The following is a 23,922-nucleotide window of genomic DNA, read 5'->3' as shown; positions in this document are numbered from 1 at the left end:
CCACCCTCTCCCACAAAGGGAGAGGGAAAGAGTACACCTACTTCGGCAGCAGCGCCTTCAGCTTGTCCATGTCGCGCGTGTTCATCTTGAAGCCGCCGGGCATGACGATGTCACCGGGCTTCTGATCCGGCTTGCAGGCCCCGAGCCACTTGGCTTGCAGCGTCGTCGTGCTATCGCGCCCCGCCGCACCAGCAACGCCGCCTTTGGCGTGTGAGGTCGTCTTCACCGTGTAGGCCGAGTTGAAGTCTCCGGTGATCTCGGCATGCGAGGTCGTGCTGACGCCGGCGACGCTGCACTCGGAATCGCTGACATAGCCGGTCGCGGTCTTCTTGATCTCCTGCTTGGCGCAGATCTGCTTGGCCATCGGGGAGACGTTGTTGCTCATCTCCTTGTCGACGGTCTCGTCGGTGCAGTGCTGCATGGTCATCTCGGGCATGGGCGAGCCCGATGTGACCAGCTTCATCTCCCAAAGACCGGCCTTGCGCAGCGGCAGTTCGTCGGCGCTGGCGCTGCCTGCCGACAACGCGAGGCAAAGCATCGAGCCGAGCAAAGCGAGTTTGCGCGTCATGAGGGAAGCTCCCGGCTGAGAGAGGTGCGGCGCCTACGACAGCGCCTCAGTACAGTGTGCGGATCGGCCGGTCGGCGGCGCCATAGGGCACCCAGCGGCAGGAGAACGAGATGTAGCCGCCCTCATAGGCCTGCACGCCCAGGAATTTCGCGACCTTGCCGTAGCGGGCGCAGTGATCGACGGCGACCTGACGCGCATCGACCTGGGTCGCCATCGAATAGGCGATGATGCCGCCGGTGTCGTTGCCCTTGAACGGCGGCACCAGAGAAAAGATGTCGGCGCGCGCCGACTGGCTCGCCATGCCCGAGACAATCAGGCTGGCAAGAAGGCCCGCGGCCGCAATGATTCGCATTCCCGTCACTCCAATTGGCTGGCGCCAGTCTACGGTGCCGGGACGGACGTGAAAAGAACCGAACCCCTGTTGGCCGCGACATCCTGGTCAAGTCCTGGCGAAGTGTTGCCGCGCTGCACTTGACCCGCCCCAACCTTCGCGGCACCGTCCAGCCTTCGCAAGACCTTAGCTGTCCGGATTGACCATGCGCGCCCCCTCCCTGAAATCGCTCCGCTTTGCCGCCGTGCTCGGCCTCATGTTGGGAGCGCTGTCGCTCGGCGAGGCCAGGGCCGCCAATCCGCTGGAGCTGAATTTCTGGCTGAGCGGGCCGCGCTATGACGGTGCCGTCGCCCCTTGCGACTGGGCTCTGCCGAGGATCGTGCACGAGTTCGCCGAAAAGGAATACACGTTCTGGAATTCTTCGTTGCAGATCACCGGTTTCTCCGCCGTTCGCGAGACCGCGTTCCGGCCCTGGCAGTCCGACAACATTCCGCGGCGCTATTGCACCGGCGAGGCCATGCTCAATGACGGCAAGGCGCGCAAGGTGCATTTCTCGATCATCGAGGATGGCGGCTTTGCCTCCTACGGCAACGGTGTCGAATGGTGCGTCGTCGGCGTCGACCGCAACTGGGCCTACAATCCGGCCTGCCGCGCCGCCAAGCCCTGATCAACAGCGGCGGATTCGGGCTGATCAGCCAGTCGATGGCTGCTGCCCCAATTTTGTTCTTGAAATGTTCCTATTGCCTGCTAGGCTGTATTGCACAGTCTAGTTGAGGGGCGTTGTCATGTTTCACTCCAGATTGCATTCGTTGTCCCGCCTGATGATCTCACTGACCCTCGCTGCGGGGTTGGCCACCCTCGCGGGCGGTGCGAAGGCACAGGACAAGCGGCAGAACGCCCCGGGCGAGTTCGATTTCTATGTGCTGGCGCTGTCGTGGTCGCCCTCGTTCTGCGAGGAAGCCGCCGAACGGGGCGGCCGGTCCCAGATGCAATGCGGCGGACGGCCCTACGCCTTCGTGGTGCATGGGCTGTGGCCGCAATACGAGAACGGTTTTCCGGAGTATTGCCAGCGCCCGGCGCCGCGGCTGAACCGCAACATCGTCTCCTCGATGCTCGATTTGATGCCGGCGCCGGGCCTGATCTTCAACGAATGGGACAAGCACGGCACCTGCTCCGGGCTGGAGGGCCGCGGCTATTTCGAGATGATCCGCAAGGCGCGCGCTGCGATCAAGATTCCGGCCGAATATCTCGATCTGGCGCAGGCCAAGACCGTTGCGCCGGCGGAGGTCGAGGAGGCCTTCGTCAAGGCCAATCCGGGTCTCAGCAATGCCGCCGTCTCGGTCACCTGCAACCGGACACGGCTGTCCGAGGTCCGCATCTGCCTCAGCAAGGACCTGCAATTCCGCGCCTGCGACGAGATCGAGCGCCGCGCCTGCCGCCGCGACCAGGTGACGATGCCGCCGATCAGGGGCGGGTAGCTCAGTCATTGCGAGCGCAGCGAAGCAATCCAGAGTGCCTCCGCGGACGCATTTCTGGATTGCTTCGCTGCGCTCGCAATGACAGGGGTTAGGATCGCGCCAGACAACGTAGTCCTCTCCGCCATGAACTACCGCCACGCCTTCCACGCCGGCAGCTTCGCCGATGTCATCAAGCACATCGTGCTGGCGCGCATCCTTACTTATCTGCAGGACAAGCCGGCAGCGTTCCGCGTCATCGACACCCATGCCGGCGCCGGCCTCTACGATCTCGACAGCGACGAGGCGCGCCGCGGCGGCGAATGGCTGACCGGCATCGCGCGGCTGCTGCAGGCGCGCCTGTCGAACGAGAGCGCAGCGCTGACGAAGCCTTATCTCGACATCGTCCGCGCCTTCAATCCGAAGGGGGAGCTCAAGGCCTATCCGGGCTCGCCGTTGATCGCGCGCGGCCTGCTCAGGCCGCAGGACCGGCTCGTCGCCTGCGAGCTCGAGCCGAAGGCACGGAAAGCGCTGATCGATGCGCTGCGCCGCGACGAGCAGGCCCGCGTGGTCGACCTCGACGGCTGGGTGGCGCTGCCGGCCTTCGTGCCGCCGAAGGAGCGGCGTGGCCTCGTGCTGATCGATCCGCCGTTCGAGGCCAAGGACGAGTTCGAGCGGCTCGGCGAAGCCTTCTCGGCAGCGTTCGCGAAATGGCCGACCGGTATCTACGTAATCTGGTATCCCGCCAAGAACCGGCGCGCCACCGACACGCTGGCGCAAACCGTGGCGCGGCTCGCAGCTGCAGCAAAGCCGCCTGGAAAATGCCTGCGCCTCGAATTCAGCGTCGCGCCGCAAGCCGACAGCGCCGCCCTCACCTCCACCGGTCTCTTGATCGTCAACCCGCCCTACACGCTGCACGGCGAGCTCAAGACCATTCTGCCGGAGCTGGAAATACCGCTCGGCCAGGGCGGTGCTGCCAGATTCCGGCTGGAGGTGCCCAAGCCTTAGCGCCAAGCATTGACGCCAAGCCGTAACACTCCGGCATTCTTGGGAAAAATATGCAGGACCGGTAGTCAATCTGCAAAGAACCGTATTATGCTATTTCCGTGACTGGCTTTACGTTCCGCTTCCGCGAATGGTTGCGGCGGAGTGAAGGCCCTAAGAAAGATCCCGCCGGACCGATCAGGTCCGTCCAAGGATGGCCAGCTCCCGGGCTCCGTAAGGCCCGGTCATGTCGCGACGTGAGTCTGCGTCGCGACGGAGGAGCAATGAGGGGGAGTTTCCCGATGGCCATGACGGGAACGGTCAAGTTCTTCAACGGCGAGCGCGGCTACGGCTTCATCAAGCCTGACGACGGCGGTCGCGATGTTTTCGTTCACATCACCGCTGTGGAGCGGGCGGGACTGAAGGACCTCGCCGAAGGACAGCGTATTACTTTCGAAGTCGAACCGGACAAGAAGGGGAAGGGACCGAAGGCGGTCAATCTGGTGATCCTCTCCTAGCAAGCCTGGCGAAAAAAAATCCCGGCCGCGAGCGGCCGGGAGGCTGGTCCGGTATTTTCTTCTTTGGATGTCAGAAGCGATAGTTCACGCCTGCGCGGACAACGTTGGCGCTATAGCCGTTTGACACGCCCGTGATTGCGAACTGGCTGGTCGACAGATCGATGTAGAGATATTCGAGCTTGGCGCTCCAGTTCGGCGCGAGGCCGACTTCCGCACCGGCGCCGATGGTCCAGCCGGCACTGGTGTGCGACTCCGACCAACCGAAGGTTTGTGCGCGCAGCTCGCCGAAGGCGAGACCGGCGGTGCCGTAGAACAGCACGTTGTTGAACGCATAGCCGGCGCGGCCGCGCAGGGTGCCGAACCACGGGTTGGAGAACTTCCACGGCGCAAACGTGTCGTCGGCGCCGGCGGCCTGGATGTCGCCCTCGACGCCGAACACCCACGGGCCGTTCTGGAAATTGTAGCCGGCCTGCACACCGGCGACGAAGCCGGACGGCTTGGTGGGGTTGTTGTCGACCGAGCCCCATTCATAGCCGATATTGCCGCCGAGATAGGGACCCGCCCAGCTATAGGCATTAAGCGGCTGATTGACGGTATAGGGCGCGCGCTGCCCGTAACTGAGATCGGCGGCCTCTGCCGAAGCTGTCCAGCCGGCTGCAACCAACGCGGCTGCGCCCACAACGAGCCTCTTCATCACTCACTCCAACGCCACTGTCGCAACCCGAGCGATGCCCGCGCCGCCGCGCGAGCAAAACCGCATGGTTACGGAACCAAGAGCTTTTCGCGTAGGATTTATCGAGAGTTTTAAGTTAAAGGGCTGTTAAGCCGGGTTACCGCCCGCTTAACAGACTTAAGGAAGCGTTACCGGGAGCTGCCCGCCATCCTCTGTGCGTGCCGCATGGCAGGAACTTCAAATCAGTCCCCCCAGCGCCTAAATTCGTCCCATGGTTCACGATTCCCCCGACAATCCGGACGACCGCGCGCGCAAGGCGCCGCCGGCTGCGAGCGACACGCCGCCCGAGCGGCTGGCCGGGCCGGACGTAGATCCCGCGGCGGCAGGGGGCGATGACGAGGACGATGCCCTGCTGCCGGACATCCTGGAAGAGAGCGGCGCCGTCGGCGAAGGCCCGCTCGCGACCGGTCACGAGGCGATCGAGCGCGCGGTCCGCCTCGCACCGACCTCGCCTGGCGTCTATCGTATGCTCAATGCGAACGCCGACGTGCTCTATGTCGGCAAGGCCAAGAACGTCAAAAAGCGCCTGTCCAGTTATGCGCGCCAGAGTGCGCCGCTGCCGGCCCGCATCCTGCGCATGATCGCGGCCACCGTCACGGTGGAGATCGTCTCGACCACGACCGAGACCGAGGCGCTGCTGCTGGAAGCCAACCTGATCAAGCAGCTGCGGCCGCGCTTCAACGTGCAGCTTCGCGACGACAAGTCGTTCCCCTACATCCTGATCACCGGCGACCATTGGGCGCCGCAGATCCTGAAACATCGCGGTGCGCAGACCCGGCCCGGGCGCTATTTCGGCCCGTTTGCCTCCGCCGGCGCGGTCAACCGCACCATCACGGCGCTGCAGCGCGCGTTCTTGATCCGCTCCTGCACCGATTCCTTCTTCGAGAGCCGCACCCGGCCCTGCCTGCTCCACCAGATCCGCCGCTGCGCCGGACCCTGCACCCGGGAGATCGATTTCGGCGGCTATTCGACGCTGGTGCGCGAGGCCAGCGACTTCCTCTCCGGCAAGAGCCATGCGGTGAAGCAGGAGCTCGCCGGCGAGATGGAGAAGGCCTCGAACGAGCTCGAATTCGAGCGCGCCGCACTGTACCGCGATCGCCTCGCCGCGCTGTCGGCGATCCAGTCGCAGCAGGGCATCAATCCGCGCACGGTGGAGGAAGCCGACGTGTTCGCCATCCACCAGGAGGGCGGCTTCTCCTGCGTCGAGGTGTTCTTCTTTCGCACCGGACAGAACTGGGGCAACCGCGCCTATTTTCCGCGCGCGGAGAAGAGCTTTACGCCCGAGGAGGTGCTGGGGTCCTTCCTGGCGCAGTTCTACGACGACAAGCCGCCGCCGAGGAACATCCTGCTCTCGCACGATATCGAGGAGAGCGAGCTGCTCGCCAACGCGCTATCGATCAAGGCTGGCCACAAGGTCGAGGTCACCGCGCCCAAGCGCGGCGAGAAGAAGGAGCTGGTCAACCACGCGCTGACCAATGCGCGCGAGGCGCTCGGCCGCAAGCTCGCGGACACCGCGACGCAAAGCCGGTTGCTCGAGGCCATGGCCGCGACGCTGAGCCTGCCGCACGTGCCCAAGCGCATCGAGGTCTACGACAACAGCCACATCCAGGGCACCAACGCGGTCGGCGCCATGATCGTCGCGGGCCCAGATGGCTTCGTGAAGAACCAGTACCGCAAGTTCAACATCAAGTCGGAAGGGATCACGCCCGGCGACGACTTCGCCATGATGCGCGAAGTGCTGGAGCGCCGCTTCAAGCGCCTGATCAATCCGCCCGAGGATGCCGCCAGCAAGGCCAAGGACGACGATTTCCCGCAATGGCCCGACCTCGTTATCATCGACGGCGGCCGTGGCCAGCTCAACGCCGTGCGCGAGATCTTCGCCAATCTCGGCCTGACCCAGGTGTCGCTGATGTCAGTCGCCAAGGGACCGGACCGGGATGCCGGCCGCGAGACCCTGTTCATGCCGGAGCGCGAGGCGATCAAGCTGGAGCCGCGTGATCCCGTGCTCTATTTCATCCAGCGCCTGCGCGACGAAGCCCACCGCTTCGTCATCGGCTCGCACCGCAAGCTGCGCAAGAAGGACATCCGCGAGGCTGGTTTGCAGGAGATTCCGGGCATCGGCCCGTCACGCAAACGTGCCTTGCTGCACCATTTCGGAACCCTGAAGGAGATCGAACGGGCCTCGATCGCCGATCTCGGCAAGGTTCCGGGGGTGAGCGCCGAGAGCGCGCGCAGGATTTTCGAATATTTCCATCCCCAGCCGGGATGAACTAAAGGGGGACCGCAGTCATATGATCGTCGTGTCCGCACCTCATTTGGGGCGCGGGACGGTTGACGTTCAGGCAGCAGCGGTATTGGTAGGAGGGATGAACATCGCCACCACACGAGGGACGACCAGCCGCGCGATGTCCCTCCCCAACATCCTGACCTATGGCCGGATCGCCGCGATCCCGGTCGTGGTCGGATGCATCTATGCGCAGTCGATTCTGGATCAGCCGCTCTGGCTGCGCTGGCTCGCGGTCGCCCTTTTCATCGCCGCAGGGGTGACGGATTACCTCGACGGCTATTACGCGCGGATCTGGAATCAGCAATCGGCTTTCGGCCGCATGCTCGATCCGATCGCCGACAAGCTGCTGGTCGCCTCCTGCCTGTTGATGCTGGCCGCGGACGGCATCATTCACGGCTGGTCGCTATGGGCCGCCATCGTGATCCTGTGCCGCGAGATCCTGGTCTCGGGCCTGCGCGAATATCTGGCTGCGCTCCGTGTCAGCGTGCCCGTGACCAAGCTTGCGAAGTGGAAAACCACGGTCCAGCTGGTTGCGATCGGCTTCCTGATCGCCGGCCCAGCCGGCGATCAGGTGGTGCCGGTGGTCTCGATGATTGGGCTCGCACTGCTGTGGGCTTCGGCGATCCTCACCATGTACACCGGCTACGACTATTTCCGCGCCGGCATCCATCACCTCATCAAGGAGGACGAGGGATGAAGGTGAAGTATTTCGCCTGGGTGCGCGAGCGCGTCGGCAAGGCCGAAGAGACGATCGAGCCTCCCGCGAGCGTGCGCACCGTCGAGGAGCTGATCGCCTGGCTCTCCGGCCAAAGCGAAGCCTATGCGTACGCGTTCGAGAAGCCGAAGGTGATCCGCGCCGCGATCGACCGCGCTCACGTCAAGCAGGACGCCGCCATCGCAGGCGCCCGCGAGATCGCGTTCTTCCCGCCCATGACCGGCGGCTAGCCTCATGACCTGCCCCGTCACCATCCGTATCCAGGAAGACGATTTCGACATCGCGCGCGAGATCTCGGTCCTGACGAGCAGCCGGACGGATATCGGCGCTGTGGTGACATTTTCCGGCATCTGCCGCGCCGACGAGGACAGCGCCACGGTCGCCGCGCTGACGCTCGAACATTACCCCGGCATGGCGGAGGAAGAGATCAGGCGCCACGCCGACGAGGCCGTCTCGCGCTGGCCGCTCAACGGCATCACGGTGATCCACCGCGTCGGCCGCCTGATGCCGGGCCAGAACATCGTGCTGGTGGTGACCGCCTCGCAGCACCGACAGGCGGCGTTCCAGGCGGCCGAGTTCCTGATGGACTATCTCAAGACCAGCGCGCCGTTCTGGAAGAAGGAAGAGAGCGCCACCGGCACCGGCTGGGTCGAGGCCCATGCCCGTGACGACGAAGCCGCCACACGCTGGACCAAATCCTGATGGCCAAGCCGACGAAAAAGACCGCGCGCGGCCGCGCCGCGCCTAACCTCGCGAAGGTGGGACCCGGCGAGCTTCTCACGCTGCTCGACTTCGTCCGCTATGCGGTGAGCCGCTTCGTCGAGGCCAAGCTTTCCTTTGCTCATGGCACGACCGACCCCGTCGCGGAAGCCGCGTTCCTGGTCTGCGAGGCGCTGCATCTCAATCCCGACCAGTTCGAGATCTTCGCCAACGCGCGCGTCAGCGCCGCGGAAGGCAAGACCCTCCTTGACCTCATCCATCAGCGCGTCACGACGCGCAAACCGGCCGCCTATCTCGTCAACAAGATCTACATGCGCGGCCTGCCCTTCTATGTCGACGAGCGCGTCATCGTTCCGCGCTCCTTCATCGGCGAGCTCCTGGAGTCGCATTTCGGCGCCCACGGCGAGGCCGGATCGCTGATCGACGACCCGACGGCGGTCGAGCGCGTGCTCGATCTCTGCACGGGCTCGGGATGCCTTGCGATCCTCGCCGCGCATCATTTCCCGAACGCCGCCATCGACGCCGTCGACATCTCCAAGGGCGCGCTCGAGGTCGCTGCGCGCAATGTCGGCGAATACGGGCTCGAGCACCGCATCAGCCTGTATCGCGGCGATCTGTTCGCCCCGCTCGGCGGCAACAGATACGACCTGATCATCACCAACCCGCCCTACGTCGACGCCGAGGGCATGGCGGCATTGCCGCCGGAGTGCCGGGCCGAGCCGAAGCTCGCCTTCGATGGTGGCGCCGACGGTCTCGACGTGGTGCGCCGGATCCTACGCGATGCGCCCGACCACCTGACGGCGGATGGCGGGCTGATTTGCGAGATCGGCCGCGGCCGCGAGCTGGTCGACGAGGCCTTTCCGGAACTGCCGCTGCTCTGGCTGGACACCGAAGATTCCGAGGGCGAGGTGTTCTGGATCGCGGCCGCCGATCTCGGCTGATTCATCGCGGCCGATCACGCTCCGTCGGAACAAGTCAAATATCGCCACGTTCATCCCCCGATGAATTTTCTCGTCTTGGGAGGATGTCCGCATGCTCGCGCCATCGGGCGAATTGCTGCGCGCCGGGATGGCGCTCAAGCTCAATCACGTCAAACGCGCTGCTCAATCCTATCTGCGTGACCAGACCAGCCAGGCCACAGGCAAGGTGACATCTTACGCGGTGGCCGGCGGGCTGTTCGCGGTCGCCGGCCTGTTCGTTGTCGCGGCATTCTTCGTCGGACTGATCGCCCTGTACCGCTGGGTCGGGATCACCTACGGGCAGTTCTGGGGATTTGGCGCCGTCGCCGCAGTGCTGCTGGTGCTGGCTGCGGTCTGTGCCGGGGTGGCCATGGCCCAGATGAAACGCAAGGCCAAGCCGGTCGTGCCGCTCGCGAGCCGTCTGCGCGTGGCGATCGCCACGCCCCGGATCCCGCGTGGAACGGTCAAGGAGGCGGTGAAGGAGGTCGCAACGACGATTCCCCTCGCGCCGCTCGCACCGGGCGAGCGCGGCGGCATCAAGACCTGGCCGGCCCGCGCCAACCGTCCCGTGCAGCTCGGCCTGATGCTCGCGGCGGTCGGCCTGGTCGGGCTGACGGCCGCCCGGCGGCGACGCAACAGGCATAGTCTGGAGGCGTGATGCTGGCGCGGCGCTCCGAGCAGATCGACTCCTGGCTGCTGGTGGCGGCAACGGCCGTGTTCGTGCTGACCGCGGAGCGCTACTTTCAGGATTCCGGCCTGGCGAGGCCCGGGCCTCCGCAACACCACCGCAAGGGCGAAGCGAATTCCCCGGAAACGCACCCGGCCGGTGCGGCGATGCAGCCGGGCCGCGGCCGCCGGGCGAAAAGCCCGTTCGAGATCCCCTGGGCTGGCTGGAAGGACATTTTCTGGCGGACCTATCAACGCATCGACGAGGATCGCCTGCTCGCGACGGCGGGCGGCGTCGTCTTCTTCGGGCTGCTCGCGCTCTTCCCCGCAGTCACCGCGCTCGTCTCCTCTTATGCCCTGTTCGCCGATCCCGCCACGATCAGCGCCAATCTGCACACGCTTGCGACCATGCTGCCGGAGGGCTCGTTCCAGATCGTCGAGGACCAGGTCGCGCGCGTGGTGTCGAACGGCAATGCGACGCTCGGCGTCACCTTCCTGGTCGGCCTGCTGCTTGCGATCTGGAGCGCCAATGCCGGCGTCAAGGCGATCTTCGACGCCCTCAACGTCGCCTATGAGGAACGCGAGAAGCGCAGCTTCATCCGGCTGAACATGGTCTCGCTGGCCTTCACCGTCGGCGGCATCGTGGCGCTGCTGTTGATGGTGGGAGCCGTCGTCGCCTTCCCGCTTGCGCTCAATCATCTCGGCATGGCGCCGGAAAGCAAGCTGATCGTGGCGCTGGCACGATGGCCGCTGCTGTTCATCATCCTGCTGGTCGCACTCGCCATCCTCTATCGCTTCGCGCCGAGCCGCGATGCGCCGCGCTGGCAATGGCTGAGCCTCGGCGCCGTGATTGCCGCGATTCTCTGGATCGCGGGCTCTGCCCTGCTGTCCTGGTATCTCTCGGAATTCGCCAATTACAACGCAACCTACGGCTCGCTGGGCGCGGCGATCGGCCTGATGACGTGGATGTGGATGTCGGCGATCGTCATCATGTTCGGCGCCGAGCTGAATTCGGAGATCGAGCGGCAGACGCTGCGCGATACCACCACCGGGCGGGCGAAGCCGCTCGGCACCCGGGACGCCGTCTCCGCCGACACCGTCGGCGCCACCGCGCCATTTTGATCGGTGGCGGTCGGGCCGAAGCTGGCCCGACCGCATCCCAGGCGCGATCAGCGCTTGGTTATCACGGCTTCCAGATATTCGCTGTGCACCACGATCGTGCCGTCATCGGCGTGGTTGAACTCTTCGAGCAGCGTCAGGAGATCGCGCGTCAGCGCGGCCTGGCCGCTTGCGTCGAGCGCGGCAAACGCCTTCAGCGTGGGACCGTAGTAGGTCTTGAAGATGTCGAGCCAGTGGTCCGGCGAACGATAGCGGAACACGGACATGCGCGGCTCGGCGGCGATCTCCGCGGCCACGCCGCCGAACATCTCCTCGAGCCGTGCCGGTGTGCCCCACATGGCGGGCGATTTCACGCCCGCCGGGGGCGGCAAATGCTTGCCGATGGTCTTGAACAGCTGGCCGATGAAGCCTTGCGGCGTCCAGTTGGCAAGGCCGATCTTGCCGCCGGATCTGCAGACCCGCGCGAGCTCGGAAGCGGCCTTGTCCTGATCCGGTGTGAACATCACGCCGAAAGTGGAAAGCACGACGTCGAAGGCGGCATCCGCAAAGGGCAGCGCCTCGGCATCCGCTTCGCGGAACTCGACGGCGAGGTGTTCGGCCATGGCGCGCTCGCGCCCGCGCTTGAGCAGCGCCGGCACGTAGTCGGTGGATGTGACGTCACACCAGCGCCGCGCCGCCGCCAGCGTCGCATTGCCGTTGCCGGCAGCGACGTCCAGCACCTTGCTGCCGGCGCGCAAGTCAATGGCCTCGCAGAGCTGTTCCCCGACGATCTGCAAGGTGGTGCCGACCACGGCATAATCGCCGGACGACCAGGCGCCGTGCTGGCGCTGCTTGACGGCGGCAAGATCAGGTTGGGGGGCGGCTGGCTTGAGCGCGGCGGATGTCGACATGGCAATCTCCTGCGGTTGAAAACGCCGGGACGATAGGGCGCATGCGGCGCGCTGGCCTTGAGGGCGGCATGATTTTCCGCTGAGAGCGTCTTGATTTCCGCACCTGAGCCGGCAGACGTGTGACGAAACGCTTTGGGCGCGCGGGCCTGAATAGGCTCCGACACAGTCCTATCCCCTCGAATCAACAATGATGTTAGGCTGATCGAAGCTTGGGGGAGCATGAGGCGTGACGAGGTCGAGCGACCCGTGTTTTCCCCGGGTGAGGCAGTCAGCTCTTAAAGGCATAACGCGCGGCATGATTCGCATTTCGACGATCTTCATCGCCATCTGCATGGTCCTGGTCGCGGCCTCGCTCGGGCTCGTGCTCTATTCGGTCGCCGGCATCAGCGGAACGGAATCGGCGATCGTGGCGCTGACCGCGCTGACCTTCCTGATCCTCTACAACGCGGTGTCGATGCGGCTGCGCGACCGCAGCGACGTCGGCGGCCAGATCGCCGATCTCTCGCGCGGCACCGCCGACCTCGCCCGCCAGGTGGCCGAGTTCGGCCGCCGGCTGGCTGCGGTCGAGAGCCGCATCGCCGCGTCCAATTCGACCAATTCCGACCGCATCCAGTCGGTCATCGGCGAGATCAACGAACTTGGCGGATTGGTCAGGCAGCTCGCCACCACCGTGGCGGCCCATGAGGATCTGCTCGCCGGCCACGCGCCGGCTCCCGCACCCGCCCCGGTCTCAAGGCCCGAGCCGGAAACGCCGATCGATCTGGCTGCCCCGTTCGAGGAGAAGCCGCTCGCTCCTCCTCCGCTTCCGCAGCCCCCGCTACGGCCGGCGCCGCCGACGGTGCAGGTCCAGGCCGCCCCCCCGGTTCAGACCGCCAATGGACGCAACCAGACCCAATTGCTGGCGACGCTGCGCAATGCGGTCGACGAGAACCGCATCGATATCTTCCTGCAGCCGATGGTCACGCTGCCGCAGCGCAAGGTGCGGTTCTATGAGGCGGTGACGCGCCTGCGCGACGAGCGCGACCAGCTGATCGCCGCCGAAGAGTTCATCAGCATCGCGGAAGCCTCGGGCCTGATCGGGCGCATCGACAACATGGTGATGCTGCGATGCGTGCAGGTGCTGCGGCGCCTGATGGTGCGCAACAAGGACGTCGGCGTGTTCTGCAACGTCGCGGCGTCCACGCTGGGCAATTCCACCACCTTCGCGCAATGTCTCGATTTCCTGGAAGCCAACCGCGCGCTGGCGCCCTCGCTGGTGCTGGAGTTCAAGCAGTCGACCTTCCGCAATCTCGGCCCCGCCGAGACCGAGAACCTGGCGGCGCTCGCCCAGCGCGGCTTCCGTTTCTCGATCGACCATGTCACGGATTTGCGCATCGAACCGCGCGAGCTGGCCGATCGCGGGGTCCGCTTCATCAAGGTGCCTGCCGCGCTGCTGCTCGATCCCAAGCAGGCCTCCGCCTCCGACATCCACCCGTCCGACCTCTCCGACCTGCTCGGCCGCTTCGGCATCGACCTGATCGCCGAACGGATCGAAGGCGAGCGCGCCGTGGTCGACCTGCTCGACTATGACGTGCGGTTCGGCCAAGGGTTCCTGTTCGCGCCGCCCCGGCCATTGCGGCCGGAGGGGGCATCTGCTACCGGCGGGGCCTCGCCGAACCAGGCGCAGGACATTCAGGGATCCAATGGCTCCGCCACACCCAGCTCAGGCGCGACCTCTTCGGCGCCTCCGCCCCAACGCATCACCGGAAACGCAGCGCTCGCGCGCCGCATCTGATCGGCCGCGCACGTCATGACCGCGCTGCATTTTGCCGAAGGCCTGCGCGAGCTCGTGGGCGGCGTGGAGGTCGTGCTCAGCGATATCTGGGGCGTGGTCCATAACGGGCTGGAATCCTTCCCCGAAGCCTGCGAGGCGCTGCACACCTATCGCAGCCGCGGCGGTACGGTAATCCTGATCACCAACGCACCGCGCCCTGCCGACTCCGTGCAGCGGCAATTGCGCAAGCTCGGCGTCCCCGATGAGACCTATGACGCGATCGTATCTTCAGGCGACCTGACCCGGCTCTACGTCGCCGAGCATCCCGGCCGCAAGATGTTCTGGCTCGGCCCCGAGCGCGACAACTCGATCTATCGCGGCCTCGATGCGGTGACCGCGCCGCTGCAGCAAGCCGATTACATCGTCTGCACCGGCCTCTACGACGACGAGACCGAGACGGCGGAAGACTATCGCGGCATGATGCTGCAGGCGCGCGAGCGCAAGCTGACGCTGGTCTGCGCCAACCCCGACATCGTGGTGGAACGCGGCGACCGGTTGATCTATTGCGCCGGCGCCATCGCCGAGCTCTACCGTGAGCTCGGCGGCGAGGTGATCTTCTACGGCAAGCCGCACCGGCCGATCTACGAGCGCGCCATGGCGCTCGCCGGCGAACGCCAAGGCTACCAGATCGACCGAAAAAAGGTGCTGGCGATCGGCGATTCCGTCCGCACCGACTTAACCGGCGCCCGCGAATTCGGCATCGACTGCCTGTTCGTCACCCGCGGCATCCATGCCGAGGAGTTCGAGGGCCTCGACCAGCTCGACCCGAATTCGGTCATAGAGCTGTTCGGCCACCCGCCGAAGGCGCTGATGCGCGAATTGAAGTGGTGACGGCGGAGCGCGCGCAGCTGCAATGGACTTAGACCAAAGGGCAAGCCTCAGACGCCGTCATGGCCGGGCATAGCCGTCCGAAGGACGGCGTCGCTTGCGCTCGCCTATGACCCGGCCATCCACGTCTTCCTTTTTTTGCATCCAAGAACGTGGATGCCCGGGACAAGCCCGGGCATGACGTTCCAAACGGAAAATTGTTGTCCGGCGAAGAGCGCCCTTACGCGCTCGCCATGTCCGGGAAGACCGCCTCGATCTTGGTCTTCAGCGTCGCCGCATTGAACGGCTTGACGATGTAGTTGTTCACGCCGGCCTTCTTGGCCGCGATCACGTTCTCGGTCTTGGATTCGGCCGTGATCATGATGAAGGGCGTGGTGGCGAGGTTCGGATCCGCGCGGACTTCGCGCAAGAGGTCGTAGCCCGTCATCGGCTCCATGTTCCAGTCGGAGATCACGAGCCCGTACTTCTTGCCGCGCATCTTGTTCAGCGCTGCCGAACCGTCGCTGGCATCATCGATGTTCTCGAAGCCAAGCTGCTTCAGCAGATTCCGGATGATACGGATCATGGTGCTGTAGTCATCCACCACCAGAACCGGCATCGACAAATCAACCGCCATCTCGACTCCCCCAACGCAAACCCAGGAATATTACGATCGGACCTGCCAGGCCGGCGCCCGGCAGTTCCACGCCTCAAGGACTAGCACCAAGGCCTTAAACAGCGCGTTAACTGCGGTCAGCTCCGAAGGCTTGAAATCGTGTTCAATGTCTGCCCGCCCCGCCGCTTGACTTCGCGGTGCCGGTCGCGCCACGGTCCGGGCCGGTCCTGCCCGGTTCGAGAATTCCCCTGATGGCTCCGCCTTTTACCGTCATCCGCGATACAACGCCGGATTCCGCGATTCCGAGGGGCGCCGTGGTTGCCATGGGCAATTTCGACGGCGTGCATCTCGGCCATCGCGCCGTCATCGCGGCTGCCCTGGAGATGGGCAGGGCGCATGGCCGGCCTGCGCTGGCCTTGACCTTCGAGCCGCATCCGCGACGGTTCTTCAGCCCCAACACCCCGCAATTCCGCCTGACGGACGAGCGGGCCAAGCTGCGGCTTCTGGCCGGTACCGGGCTTGCCGGCGCCGTGGTCATGACCTTTGACAAGGCCCGTGCCGGAACCAGCGCGCAAGATTTCATTCACCATGACCTGATCGGGCGGCTCGGCGTCAGCGGCATCGCGGTCGGCTACGACTTCCATTTCGGCAAGGGTCGCGTCGGCTCCCCGAGCCTCCTGGTCAACGAGGCGCCCCGGCTCGGCATCGAAGTCGACGTCCAGCCGCATGTCGATATCGACGAGCGGCCGGTCTCCTCCAGCGCAATCCGGATCGCCCTCGCCGAGGGCCAGCTCGACGAGGCCACGACCATGCTGGGCGCGCCCTGGTTCATCACCGGCGAGGTCATCCACGGCGAAAAGCGCGGCCGCGACCTCGGCTATCCCACCGCCAACATCCGCCTGGACGCCAATTGCGGCCTCAAGCACGGCATCTACGCGGTCCGGGTCGGCCGCGGCACCGAGCGGCTGGACGGGGTGGCCAGCTTCGGCCGCCGCCCGACCTTCGACAATGGCGCCCCGCTGCTCGAAATCTTCCTGTTCGACTTCAAGGGCGACCTCTACGGGCAGGCGCTCGACTGCGCCTTCATCGGCTTCATCCGCGATGAGCTGAAATTCGATGGTCTAGAGGCCCTGATTCACCAGATGGACGACGATTCCGCCCGCGCCCGCGCCATGCTCGCCGCCGCCCCGGACGCGTTTCCGCGTCTGGGCGTGATCGATTGAGAGGCGAAACCGGGCCCCCGGACCTTTGCGCTTCCTCCGCCCCCCTGCTATGGAGAGCCCATGTTTGCGCGGCGCATCATAGGGATTAGCGGCCCGGCTTCCGCCTGAGCCTGAGGGCTCGGCGCAAGACCGGGATTTCGTCGTTTCACCCGCGATTCCGCATCGCCATCCGTTCCCGCGCCCCTTCCGAGCCAGTCAGCCTCATGTCCGAAAAGCCGCAAAAGTCCCAAAAGTCTGAAGCCAAGGACTATTCGAAGACCCTGTTCCTGCCGCAGACCGAATTCCCGATGCGCGCCGGGCTGCCGCAGCGCGAGCCGGAGATCCTCAAGCGCTGGTACGAGATCGGCCTCTACGAGAAGCTGCGCCAGAGTGCGAAGGGCCGCGCCAAGTTCGTGTTGCATGACGGCCCGCCCTACGCCAACGGCAACATCCATATCGGCACGGCGCTGAACAAGATCCTGAAGGACCTCGTCACCAAGAGCCAGCAGATGCTCGGCTTCGATTCCAACTACGTGCCGGGCTGGGACTGCCACGGCCTGCCGATCGAGTGGAAGGTCGAGGAGGAGCATTATCGCAAGAAGGGCAAGCAGAAGCCCGACTTCCGCGACAGCGCCGCGATGATTGATTTCCGCAAGGAGTGCCGCGCCTATGCCACGCACTGGCTCGGCGTGCAGCGCGAGGAGTTCAAGCGCCTCGGCGTGATCGGCGATTGGGACCATCCCTACGCCACCATGAGCTATCCGGCCGAAGCCCAGATCGCGCGCGAGCTGATGAAGTTTGCCGCAAACGGCACGCTCTATCGCGGCTCCAAGCCGGTGATGTGGAGCGTGGTCGAGAAGACCGCGCTGGCCGAAGCCGAGGTGGAGTACGAGGACCACACGTCCGATACGGTCTGGGTGAAATTCCCGGTGACCTCGCCCGCGCACGGTGCGCTCGCCTCGGCGAGCGTCGTGATCTGGACCACCACGCCCTGGACGCTGCCGGGCAATCGCGCCATCTCGTTCTCGCCGAAGATCGCCTATGGCCTCTACAAGGTGACGGACGCCCCCGCCGACAATTGGGCCAGGAACGGCGACCTCCTCATCCTCGCCGATGCGCTCGCGCAAGACGTCTTCAAGCAGGCGCGCGTGACGGCTTATGAGAAGGTCCGCGACGTCCCCGGCGACACCATGGACGCGATCGAGTGTGCCCATCCGCTCAAGGGCGTCGGCGGTGGCTACGACTTCATCGTGCCGCTGCTGCCTGGCGACCATGTCACCGATGACACCGGCACCGGCTTCGTGCACACGGCGCCCGGCCATGGCCGCGAGGACTTCGATGTCTGGATGGCAGAGGCGCGCGATCTCGACGCGCGCGGCATCAACACCGCCATCCCCTATACCGTCGACGAGAACGGCGCCTACACCGATCATGCGCCGGGCTTTGCCGGCAAGCGCGTCATCACCGACAAGGGCGAGAAGGGCGATGCCAACGAGGCCGTGATCAAGGCGCTCGTCGAGAAAGGCATGCTGCTCGCCCGCGGCCGGCTGAAGCATCAATATCCGCACTCCTGGCGCTCGAAGAAGCCGGTGATCTTCCGCAACACGCCGCAATGGTTCATCGCGATGGACAAGGACATCGCGGTGGGCGGCAAGACGAAGAGCGGCGACACGCTGCGCGCCCGCGCGCTGCAGGCGATCTCGGTGACGCAATGGGTGCCGCCGTCCGGCGAGAACCGCATCAACGGCATGATCGAGGCACGCCCCGACTGGGTGATCTCGCGCCAGCGCGCCTGGGGGGTGCCGATCGCCGTGTTCGTGCGCGAGAAGGGCGACGGCTCCGCCGAGATCCTCCAGGACGAGGCCGTCAATGCGCGCATCGGCGACGCCTTCGAGAAGGAAGGCGCCGACGCCTGGTACGCGACGGGCGCGCGCGAGCGCTTCCTCGGGTCCCGCGCGAGCGAGGACTGGCAGAAGGTCGACGACATTCTCGACGTCTGGTTCGATTCCGGCTCGACCCACGCTTTCGTGCTCGAAGATCCCGTGCAGTTTCCCGGGCTCGCCGGCATCAAGCGCAAGGTCGACGGCGGCGCCGACACGGTGATGTATCTGGAAGGCTCGGACCAGCATCGCGGCTGGTTCCACTCCTCGCTGCTGGAAAGCTGCGGCACGCGTGGCCGCGCGCCTTACGACATCGTGCTGACCCACGGCTTCACCCAGGCCGAGGACGGCCGCAAGATGTCGAAGTCGCTCGGCAACACCATCGAGCCGCAGGCCGTCATCAAGGAATCTGGCGCCGACATCTTAAGGCTCTGGGTCGCGTCGAGCGACTATACCGACGACCAGCGCATCGGCCCCGAGATCCTGAAGAACACCGTCGAGACTTATCGCAAGCTGCGCAACACCGTGCGCTGGATGCTGGGGACGCTGCATCATTACAGGCCGGCCGACGCAATCGCGCCGGCCGAGATGCCCGAGCTCGAGCGCTTGATGCTGCACGAGCTCTCAGGTCGCGCCGCCGCGATCGGCAAGGCCTACCGGGAGTTCGACTACAAGACCGTGGTCGCGATCCTGTCGGCCTTCCTGAACAGCGAGCTCTCCGCCTTCTACTTCGACATCCGCAAGGATACGCTGTATTGCGATCCGCCCTCGTCACTGACGCGCAAGGCGGCGCTGACGACCATCGACCTGTTGTGCGCTTCGATCCTGAAATGGCTGGCCCCGATCCTCAGCTTCACTGCGGAGGAGGCGTGGCGCATGTACCGGCCCGACGCCGAACCGTCCGTGCACCTGACGCTGTTCCCGACCGATCTCGAAGCCTTGCGCGACGACAAGCTCGCCGCGAAATGGGAGACAATCCGCAACGTGCGTCGCGTCGTTACCGGCGCACTCGAGCTGGAACGCGCCGCCAAGATCATCGGCTCCTCACTCGAGGCATCGCCGGTGATCTATGTCGCCGATCGCGGCATGCTGGCGACCTTGTTCGACATCGATCTGGCTGAAGTCTGCATCACCTCGAACTACGAGGTGCGGGAGGGCGAGGCGCCGGCCTCGGCGTTCCGCCTTGATGCCGTGCCCGGCGTTGCAGTCGTGGTGGAGAAGGCGGTCGGCACCAAATGCGCCCGCTCCTGGAAGATCTCGCCGATGGTCGGCGAAGACGCCGAATACCCCGACGTCACCCCGCGCGATGCCAAGGCACTGCGCGAGTGGAAGGCGCTGGGGGTGAGCGTCTGATCGGTCGGCCATGACCCCGCTCCGTGCCGGCATCCTCGCGGCCATGGTCACGCTCGTGGCCGACCAGGCCTCGAAGCTCTGGCTGTTGAACGTGTTCGACCTCGCCCGTCGCGGCGCGGTGCGGGTGACGCCGTTCTTCGACCTGGTGCTGGCCTGGAATATCGGCATCAGCTTCGGCTGGCTCCAGAACGACAGCCAGGCCGCGCAGTTCGCGCTGATGGCCGTCAAGGCGATCGCGGTGGTTGCGCTGGCGATCTGGATGGCCCGCTCGCACACCATGCTCGCGACCGTCGCGCTCGGCCTGATCATCGGCGGCGCCATTGGCAACGGCATCGACCGCCTGGCCTATGGCGCGGTGGTGGATTTCGCCCTGTTCCACATCGAGATCGCCGGAAATACCTATAATTGGTATGTGTTTAACCTCGCGGACGTGGCCATCGTTGCTGGGGTGGCAGCGCTATTGTATGATTCCTTCCTGGGGGTACCCGCCGCAAAAGCGCCCTGATCCCGGCCGATACGGACCGGCAGCTGGAACCCGGCTTTTGCAAGGGTCAAGCCGCGTGTGGGCGGCAATCTGCTACAATATGAAACAGGTACGGTGATGCGCAGCTCGAAGACCAGCGGTTCGATGGTTCGGGGCTCCCAATCGGGGGGCTGGCGGGCACTGAAATTGGCCGCCGTCGCGCTCGGCATCGGCCTCGTCATGTCGACCGGTGGCGCCCGTGCTGCCGACGATGACGACGAGGACGACATGACCTTCGAAGAGAAGCTCATCGACAACCTGATGACCGGCCTTGGCGCCCGGAGCATGGAAAAACCCGGCATCGAATACCGCGAGCGTTCGCCGCTGGTCGTGCCGCCCAAGCTCGACCTGCCGCCGCCTGCCGCCGCCGAAGCCGCGGCTGCGCCGAATTGGCCGAAGGACCCCGACGAGAAGCGCCGCAAGGAGGCCATCGCCCAGCGGAAGAAGTCCGGTAACAAGGCAACGGAGTACTGGAAGAACGCCCAGCCGCTGTCGCCCGCCGAGTTGAACGCCCATAGGACGGCCGCCGCCGACAGGACGAGCAATGACCCGGTCCAGCCGGGCACCAACGTGGCCAATCCGACGATGAGCCCTGCCGAACTCGGATATACCGGAGGGCTGTGGAAACTCTTCAAAGGGAACGGGCCCGAGTCCAAGCAGTTTACGTCGGAACCGCCACGCCAATCGCTGGTGGAGCCGCCGCCGGGATATCAGACGCCGTCGCCGAACTACGCCTACGGCGCCGGCCCGGATAATTCGAAGCGGACCTATTTCGACGTCCGATCCGGCAAGGAGAAGGAACAATAGCGTTCCTGTCCTGTCGCGACATTCTGACCCGCGCGAAGCGAGGGTCGGCGGTGCATGTCCGCCCACCTCGTTCAAAATTGCTTATCAGTAACTTGCCTAAGCGTTGAGTTCTCTGCTTCGTGACGCGAAGCCTCAGCCGCACGGTGTAGCCTGCCGTGCCCTCCGAGCCGGAGATCCGGGCTCGGCACCTCACAACCAGGGATCATGATGTCCTCTTACCGATCGGCTGCCTGCCTCCTTGCCGCGCTGCTTTCGACGAGTGTCCTTTCGGCCGGCGCCGCCCTTGCCCAGACCACGGTGACATCGGCTCCGCCCGCCAGCTTCACGCTCGCCAACGGCATGCAGGTCGTGGTGATCCCGGACCGCCGCACCCCCGTTGTCACCGAGATGATCTGGTACAAGGTCGGCTCGGCCGACGAGACGCCCGGCAAGTCCGGCCTCGCCCATTTCCTCGAGCACCTGATGTTCAAGGGCACCGCGAAGCATCCGGCAGGCGAATTCTCCCAGACCGTGCTGCGTGTCGGCGGCAACGAGAACGCTTCGACCTCGGTCGACTACACCAACTACTATCAGCGCGTGCCGAAAGAGCAGCTGCCGACCATGATGGAGTTCGAGGCCGACCGCATGACGGGCCTCGTCCTCAAGGACGAGAACGTGCTGCCCGAGCGCGACGTCGTGCTCGAAGAGTACAACATGCGCGTCGCCAACAATCCGGATGCGCGGTTGAACGAGCAGATCATGGCCGCGCTCTATCTCAACCACCCTTATGGGCGGCCGGTGATCGGCTGGCATCAGGAGATCGAGAAGCTCGATCGCGAGGATGCGCTTGCCTTCTATCGTCGCTTCTATGCGCCGAACAACGCGATCCTGGTGATCGCCGGCGACGTCGACGCCGCCGAAGTCCGCCCGCTGGTCGAGCGCAATTTCGGCTCGATCCCCGCACAGCCCGCGATCCCGGCGCGGCGCGTTCGTCCGCAGGAGCCGGAGCCCGCCGCCCCGCGCACCGTCACGCTGGCCGACCCGCGCGTCGAGCAGCCGAACATGCGGCGCTATTATCTCGTGCCCTCGGCAACCACGGCCGCGGCCGGCGAGAGCGCAGCCCTCGACGTGCTGGCGCAGTTGATCGGCAGCGGCAGCAATTCCTATCTTTACCGCGCCCTCGTGGTCGACAAGCCGCTCGCGGTCTCCGCCAGCGCCAGCTATTCGAGCATCTCGCTCGACCCGACCCAGTTCGCGATCTCGGCTGCACCGAAACCCGGCGTCAGTTTTTCGGAGGTCGAGCAGGCGGTCGACGGGGTCCTTGCCAACGTCGCGCAGAACCCGATCCGCGCCGAGGATCTGGAGCGGGTCAAAACCCAGCTCATTGCCGAAGCGATCTACGCCCAGGACAACCAGGCTGTGCTGGCGCGCTGGTACGGCGGCGCGCTGACCACGGGCCTGTCGATCGAGGACATCAGGAGCTGGCCCGATCGCATCCGCGCCGTCACCGCCGAGCAGGTTCGCGCCGTCGCCCAGAAATGGCTCGAGAAGAAGCGCTCGGTGACGGGCTACCTGATCAAGGACACTGCAACCGCCAAGCGCGAGGAGAAGCGCTCGTGACCTATTCCTTCCTTCGCCGCCTTGCATTCTCCGTTGCCGCCGGCGCCGTCCTCGCATTCTCTGCGGTCTCGCCGTCGCAGGCCGCCGCAAAGATCCAGCACCTGATCTCGCCGGGCGGCATCGAAGCCTGGTTCGTGCAGGACGCAACCGTGCCGCTGATTGCCATGGAATATTCCTTCGCCGGCGGCTCGGCCGAGGACCCCAAGGACAAGCCGGGCGTTGCCAATCTGGTCGGCTCTCTCCTCGACGAAGGCTCAGGCGATCTCGATTCCAAGACGTTCCATGAACGGCTCGACCGCCGCGCCATCGAGCTGTCCTTCAACGCCACCCGCGACACCCTCCGGGGCAGCCTTCGCATGCTGCGCGACAACAAGGACGAGGCCTTCGACCTGCTCAGGATGGCGCTGACCTCGCCGCATTTCGACACGGCCGACGTCGAACGCATCCGCTCGCAGGTCATCTCGGGCCTGCGCCGCGAGACCACCAATCCGACCTCGCTGGCGAGCCGCAAGTTTCTGGAGCTCGCGTTCGGCGATCACCCCTACAGCCGGCAGAGCAACGGCAACCTCGACAGCGTGCCGACCATCACAATTGCCGACCTGAGGAATTATGTCGGCCGTGTCCTCGCCAGGGATGGCCTCAAGATTGCGGTCGTCGGCGACGTCGATCCGGCTACGCTCGGAAAGCTGCTCGACCACACCTTCGGCAGCCTGCCGGCCAAGGCCAATCTGACGCCGGTCCCCGACGTCGAGGCTGCAAAGCCGCCGCAACGCGCCTTCGTGACCCTCGACGTGCCGCAGACGGTGATCACCTTCGGCGGACCCGGCGTGAAGCGGAGTGATCCGAGCTTCATGGCGGCCTACGTCGTCAACCACATCCTCGGCGGCGGCGGCCTATCGTCCCGGCTCTATCGCGAGGTGCGCGAGAAGCGCGGACTGGCCTATTCGGTGTACGAGTCGCTGCTCTGGATGCAGCACTCGGCGATTTTCATCGGCAATACCGGCACCCGCGCCGACCGCGCCGGCCACACCATCGAGGCCATCGAACAGGAGGTGCGCCGCATCGCCGAGGAGGGCCCGACGCAGAAGGAGCTCGATGAGGCCAAGTCCTATCTCAAGGGCTCGCAGATGCTGGCGCTCGACACCTCGTCCAAGCTGGCACAGGCGCTGCTGCAATATCAGCAGGACAAGCTGCCGATCGACTATATCGAGAAGCGCAACGCCATCGTCGACGCCGTGACGCTGGACGATGCCAAGGCGGCCGCCAAGCGGCTCTGGGGCCAGGGGCTGCTGACCGTCGTCGTCGGCCGGGCCCCGCAGGCCGCCGCGCAACCGGCGGCTGCACCGGCGACGAAGTCGAACTGATCTCTTTTTCTCGA

Annotated in this window: 24 protein-coding genes; 19 read left to right on the top strand and 5 right to left on the bottom strand. The window is 65.4% G+C overall.

Features of this window, described 5'->3' with window-relative positions; genetic code table 11:
• Positions 1-37 precede the first annotated feature (37 nt).
• Together I6F09_RS28635 and I6F09_RS28630 are read right to left on the bottom strand one after the other, a co-directional pair.
• Positions 38-568 (bottom strand): DUF3617 family protein, encoded by a 531-nt coding sequence (locus I6F09_RS28635; RefSeq protein ID WP_036009304.1) that lies wholly within the window; start codon positions 566-568, stop codon positions 38-40.
• 46 nt (positions 569-614) lie between these two features.
• Entirely contained in the window at positions 615-920 is a 306-nt protein-coding gene (locus I6F09_RS28630) for a hypothetical protein (protein ID WP_036009301.1), read from the bottom strand.
• 184 nt (positions 921-1,104) lie between these two features.
• On the opposite strand from I6F09_RS28630, the gene I6F09_RS28625 reads away from it, so the two are divergent.
• The 4 genes from I6F09_RS28625 (at position 1,105) to I6F09_RS28610 (ending at position 3,855) form a co-directional block, all read left to right on the top strand.
• Complete coding sequence (locus I6F09_RS28625) at positions 1,105-1,566, top strand: hypothetical protein (RefSeq protein ID WP_128264812.1); 462 nt, start codon at positions 1,105-1,107, stop codon at positions 1,564-1,566.
• Positions 1,567-1,684: 118 nt separating this feature from the next.
• The gene (locus I6F09_RS28620) at positions 1,685-2,377 is read left to right on the top strand and encodes a ribonuclease T2 (RefSeq protein WP_225189589.1); all 693 of its coding nucleotides are present in this window, start codon (positions 1,685-1,687) and stop codon (positions 2,375-2,377) included.
• 123 nt (positions 2,378-2,500) lie between these two features.
• Entirely contained in the window at positions 2,501-3,361 is an 861-nt protein-coding gene (rlmJ, locus tag I6F09_RS28615; protein WP_036040013.1) for a 23S rRNA (adenine(2030)-N(6))-methyltransferase RlmJ, read from the top strand.
• A gap of 278 nt (positions 3,362-3,639) precedes the next feature.
• Positions 3,640-3,855, top strand: coding sequence for a cold-shock protein (locus tag I6F09_RS28610; protein WP_008544396.1), 216 nt, complete (start codon positions 3,640-3,642; stop codon positions 3,853-3,855).
• Positions 3,856-3,925: 70 nt separating this feature from the next.
• Here I6F09_RS28610 and I6F09_RS28605 read toward each other — a convergent pair whose 3' ends face one another.
• Positions 3,926-4,549 (bottom strand): outer membrane protein, encoded by a 624-nt coding sequence (locus I6F09_RS28605; protein WP_225140472.1) that lies wholly within the window; start codon positions 4,547-4,549, stop codon positions 3,926-3,928.
• Positions 4,550-4,799: 250 nt separating this feature from the next.
• Here I6F09_RS28605 and uvrC point away from each other — a divergent pair, with 250 nt between their 5' ends.
• The 7 genes from uvrC (at position 4,800) to I6F09_RS28570 (ending at position 11,057) form a co-directional block, all read left to right on the top strand.
• Entirely contained in the window at positions 4,800-6,857 is a 2,058-nt protein-coding gene (uvrC, locus tag I6F09_RS28600) for an excinuclease ABC subunit UvrC (RefSeq protein ID WP_225189588.1), read from the top strand.
• Between the two features lie 97 nt (positions 6,858-6,954).
• Positions 6,955-7,572 (top strand): CDP-diacylglycerol--glycerol-3-phosphate 3-phosphatidyltransferase, encoded by a 618-nt coding sequence (gene pgsA / locus I6F09_RS28595; protein ID WP_036009286.1) that lies wholly within the window; start codon positions 6,955-6,957, stop codon positions 7,570-7,572.
• Positions 7,569-7,820, top strand: coding sequence for a molybdopterin converting factor subunit 1 (gene moaD, locus I6F09_RS28590; RefSeq protein WP_036009285.1), 252 nt, complete (start codon positions 7,569-7,571; stop codon positions 7,818-7,820). Before pgsA ends, moaD begins: the two co-directional genes overlap by 4 nt.
• A 4-nt stretch (positions 7,821-7,824) precedes the next feature.
• The gene (locus I6F09_RS28585) at positions 7,825-8,292 is read left to right on the top strand and encodes a molybdenum cofactor biosynthesis protein MoaE (RefSeq protein WP_225189587.1); all 468 of its coding nucleotides are present in this window, start codon (positions 7,825-7,827) and stop codon (positions 8,290-8,292) included.
• The gene (gene prmB / locus I6F09_RS28580; protein ID WP_036027110.1) at positions 8,292-9,251 is read left to right on the top strand and encodes a 50S ribosomal protein L3 N(5)-glutamine methyltransferase; all 960 of its coding nucleotides are present in this window, start codon (positions 8,292-8,294) and stop codon (positions 9,249-9,251) included. Before I6F09_RS28585 ends, prmB begins: the two co-directional genes overlap by 1 nt.
• A 91-nt stretch (positions 9,252-9,342) precedes the next feature.
• Positions 9,343-9,927, top strand: a complete 585-nt coding sequence (locus I6F09_RS28575) for a phage holin family protein (RefSeq protein WP_036009277.1) — start codon at positions 9,343-9,345, stop codon at positions 9,925-9,927.
• Positions 9,927-11,057 (top strand): YihY/virulence factor BrkB family protein, encoded by a 1,131-nt coding sequence (locus tag I6F09_RS28570; RefSeq protein WP_225144316.1) that lies wholly within the window; start codon positions 9,927-9,929, stop codon positions 11,055-11,057. Before I6F09_RS28575 ends, I6F09_RS28570 begins: the two co-directional genes overlap by 1 nt.
• A 47-nt stretch (positions 11,058-11,104) precedes the next feature.
• Here I6F09_RS28570 and I6F09_RS28565 read toward each other — a convergent pair whose 3' ends face one another.
• The gene (locus I6F09_RS28565) at positions 11,105-11,944 is read right to left on the bottom strand and encodes a class I SAM-dependent methyltransferase (protein WP_225189586.1); all 840 of its coding nucleotides are present in this window, start codon (positions 11,942-11,944) and stop codon (positions 11,105-11,107) included.
• Between the two features lie 295 nt (positions 11,945-12,239).
• Here I6F09_RS28565 and I6F09_RS28560 point away from each other — a divergent pair, with 295 nt between their 5' ends.
• On the top strand, positions 12,240-13,718 hold the full coding sequence (locus I6F09_RS28560; protein ID WP_225151852.1) for an EAL domain-containing protein: 1,479 nt from the start codon (positions 12,240-12,242) through the stop codon (positions 13,716-13,718).
• A 15-nt stretch (positions 13,719-13,733) separates the two neighbouring features.
• On the top strand, positions 13,734-14,588 hold the full coding sequence (locus I6F09_RS28555) for a TIGR01459 family HAD-type hydrolase (RefSeq protein ID WP_225189585.1): 855 nt from the start codon (positions 13,734-13,736) through the stop codon (positions 14,586-14,588).
• Positions 14,589-14,805: 217 nt separating this feature from the next.
• Here the strand turns inward: I6F09_RS28555 and I6F09_RS28550 are convergent, their stop codons facing one another.
• A complete protein-coding gene (locus I6F09_RS28550) occupies positions 14,806-15,201 on the bottom strand; it encodes a response regulator (RefSeq protein ID WP_008567674.1) in 396 nt (131 codons plus the stop codon).
• Between the two features lie 230 nt (positions 15,202-15,431).
• On the opposite strand from I6F09_RS28550, the gene I6F09_RS28545 reads away from it, so the two are divergent.
• The 6 genes from I6F09_RS28545 (at position 15,432) to I6F09_RS28520 (ending at position 23,908) form a co-directional block, all read left to right on the top strand.
• Entirely contained in the window at positions 15,432-16,403 is a 972-nt protein-coding gene (locus I6F09_RS28545) for a bifunctional riboflavin kinase/FAD synthetase (protein WP_036027101.1), read from the top strand.
• A 203-nt stretch (positions 16,404-16,606) separates the two neighbouring features.
• Positions 16,607-19,615 carry an isoleucine--tRNA ligase gene (ileS, locus tag I6F09_RS28540; RefSeq protein WP_225189584.1) on the top strand — a complete coding sequence of 1,003 codons (3,009 nt, stop codon included), beginning with the start codon at positions 16,607-16,609 and terminating at the stop codon, positions 19,613-19,615.
• A gap of 10 nt (positions 19,616-19,625) precedes the next feature.
• Entirely contained in the window at positions 19,626-20,120 is a 495-nt protein-coding gene (gene lspA, locus I6F09_RS28535) for a signal peptidase II (RefSeq protein ID WP_036009258.1), read from the top strand.
• A 96-nt stretch (positions 20,121-20,216) separates the two neighbouring features.
• On the top strand, positions 20,217-20,945 hold the full coding sequence (locus I6F09_RS28530) for a hypothetical protein (RefSeq protein ID WP_225189583.1): 729 nt from the start codon (positions 20,217-20,219) through the stop codon (positions 20,943-20,945).
• Between the two features lie 207 nt (positions 20,946-21,152).
• Positions 21,153-22,544 (top strand): pitrilysin family protein, encoded by a 1,392-nt coding sequence (locus I6F09_RS28525; RefSeq protein ID WP_109145983.1) that lies wholly within the window; start codon positions 21,153-21,155, stop codon positions 22,542-22,544.
• Positions 22,541-23,908 (top strand): pitrilysin family protein, encoded by a 1,368-nt coding sequence (locus tag I6F09_RS28520; RefSeq protein WP_225189582.1) that lies wholly within the window; start codon positions 22,541-22,543, stop codon positions 23,906-23,908. Before I6F09_RS28525 ends, I6F09_RS28520 begins: the two co-directional genes overlap by 4 nt.
• Positions 23,909-23,922: the final 14 nt, after the last annotated feature.

Origin of the sequence: Bradyrhizobium sp. IC3195, assembly GCF_020193585.1 — a bacterium.
In the GTDB taxonomy this organism is placed as follows: domain Bacteria; phylum Pseudomonadota; class Alphaproteobacteria; order Rhizobiales; family Xanthobacteraceae; genus Bradyrhizobium; species Bradyrhizobium yuanmingense.
Note: the sequence above shows the minus strand (reverse complement) of the source record. Positions and strands in the feature narration are given on the sequence as shown.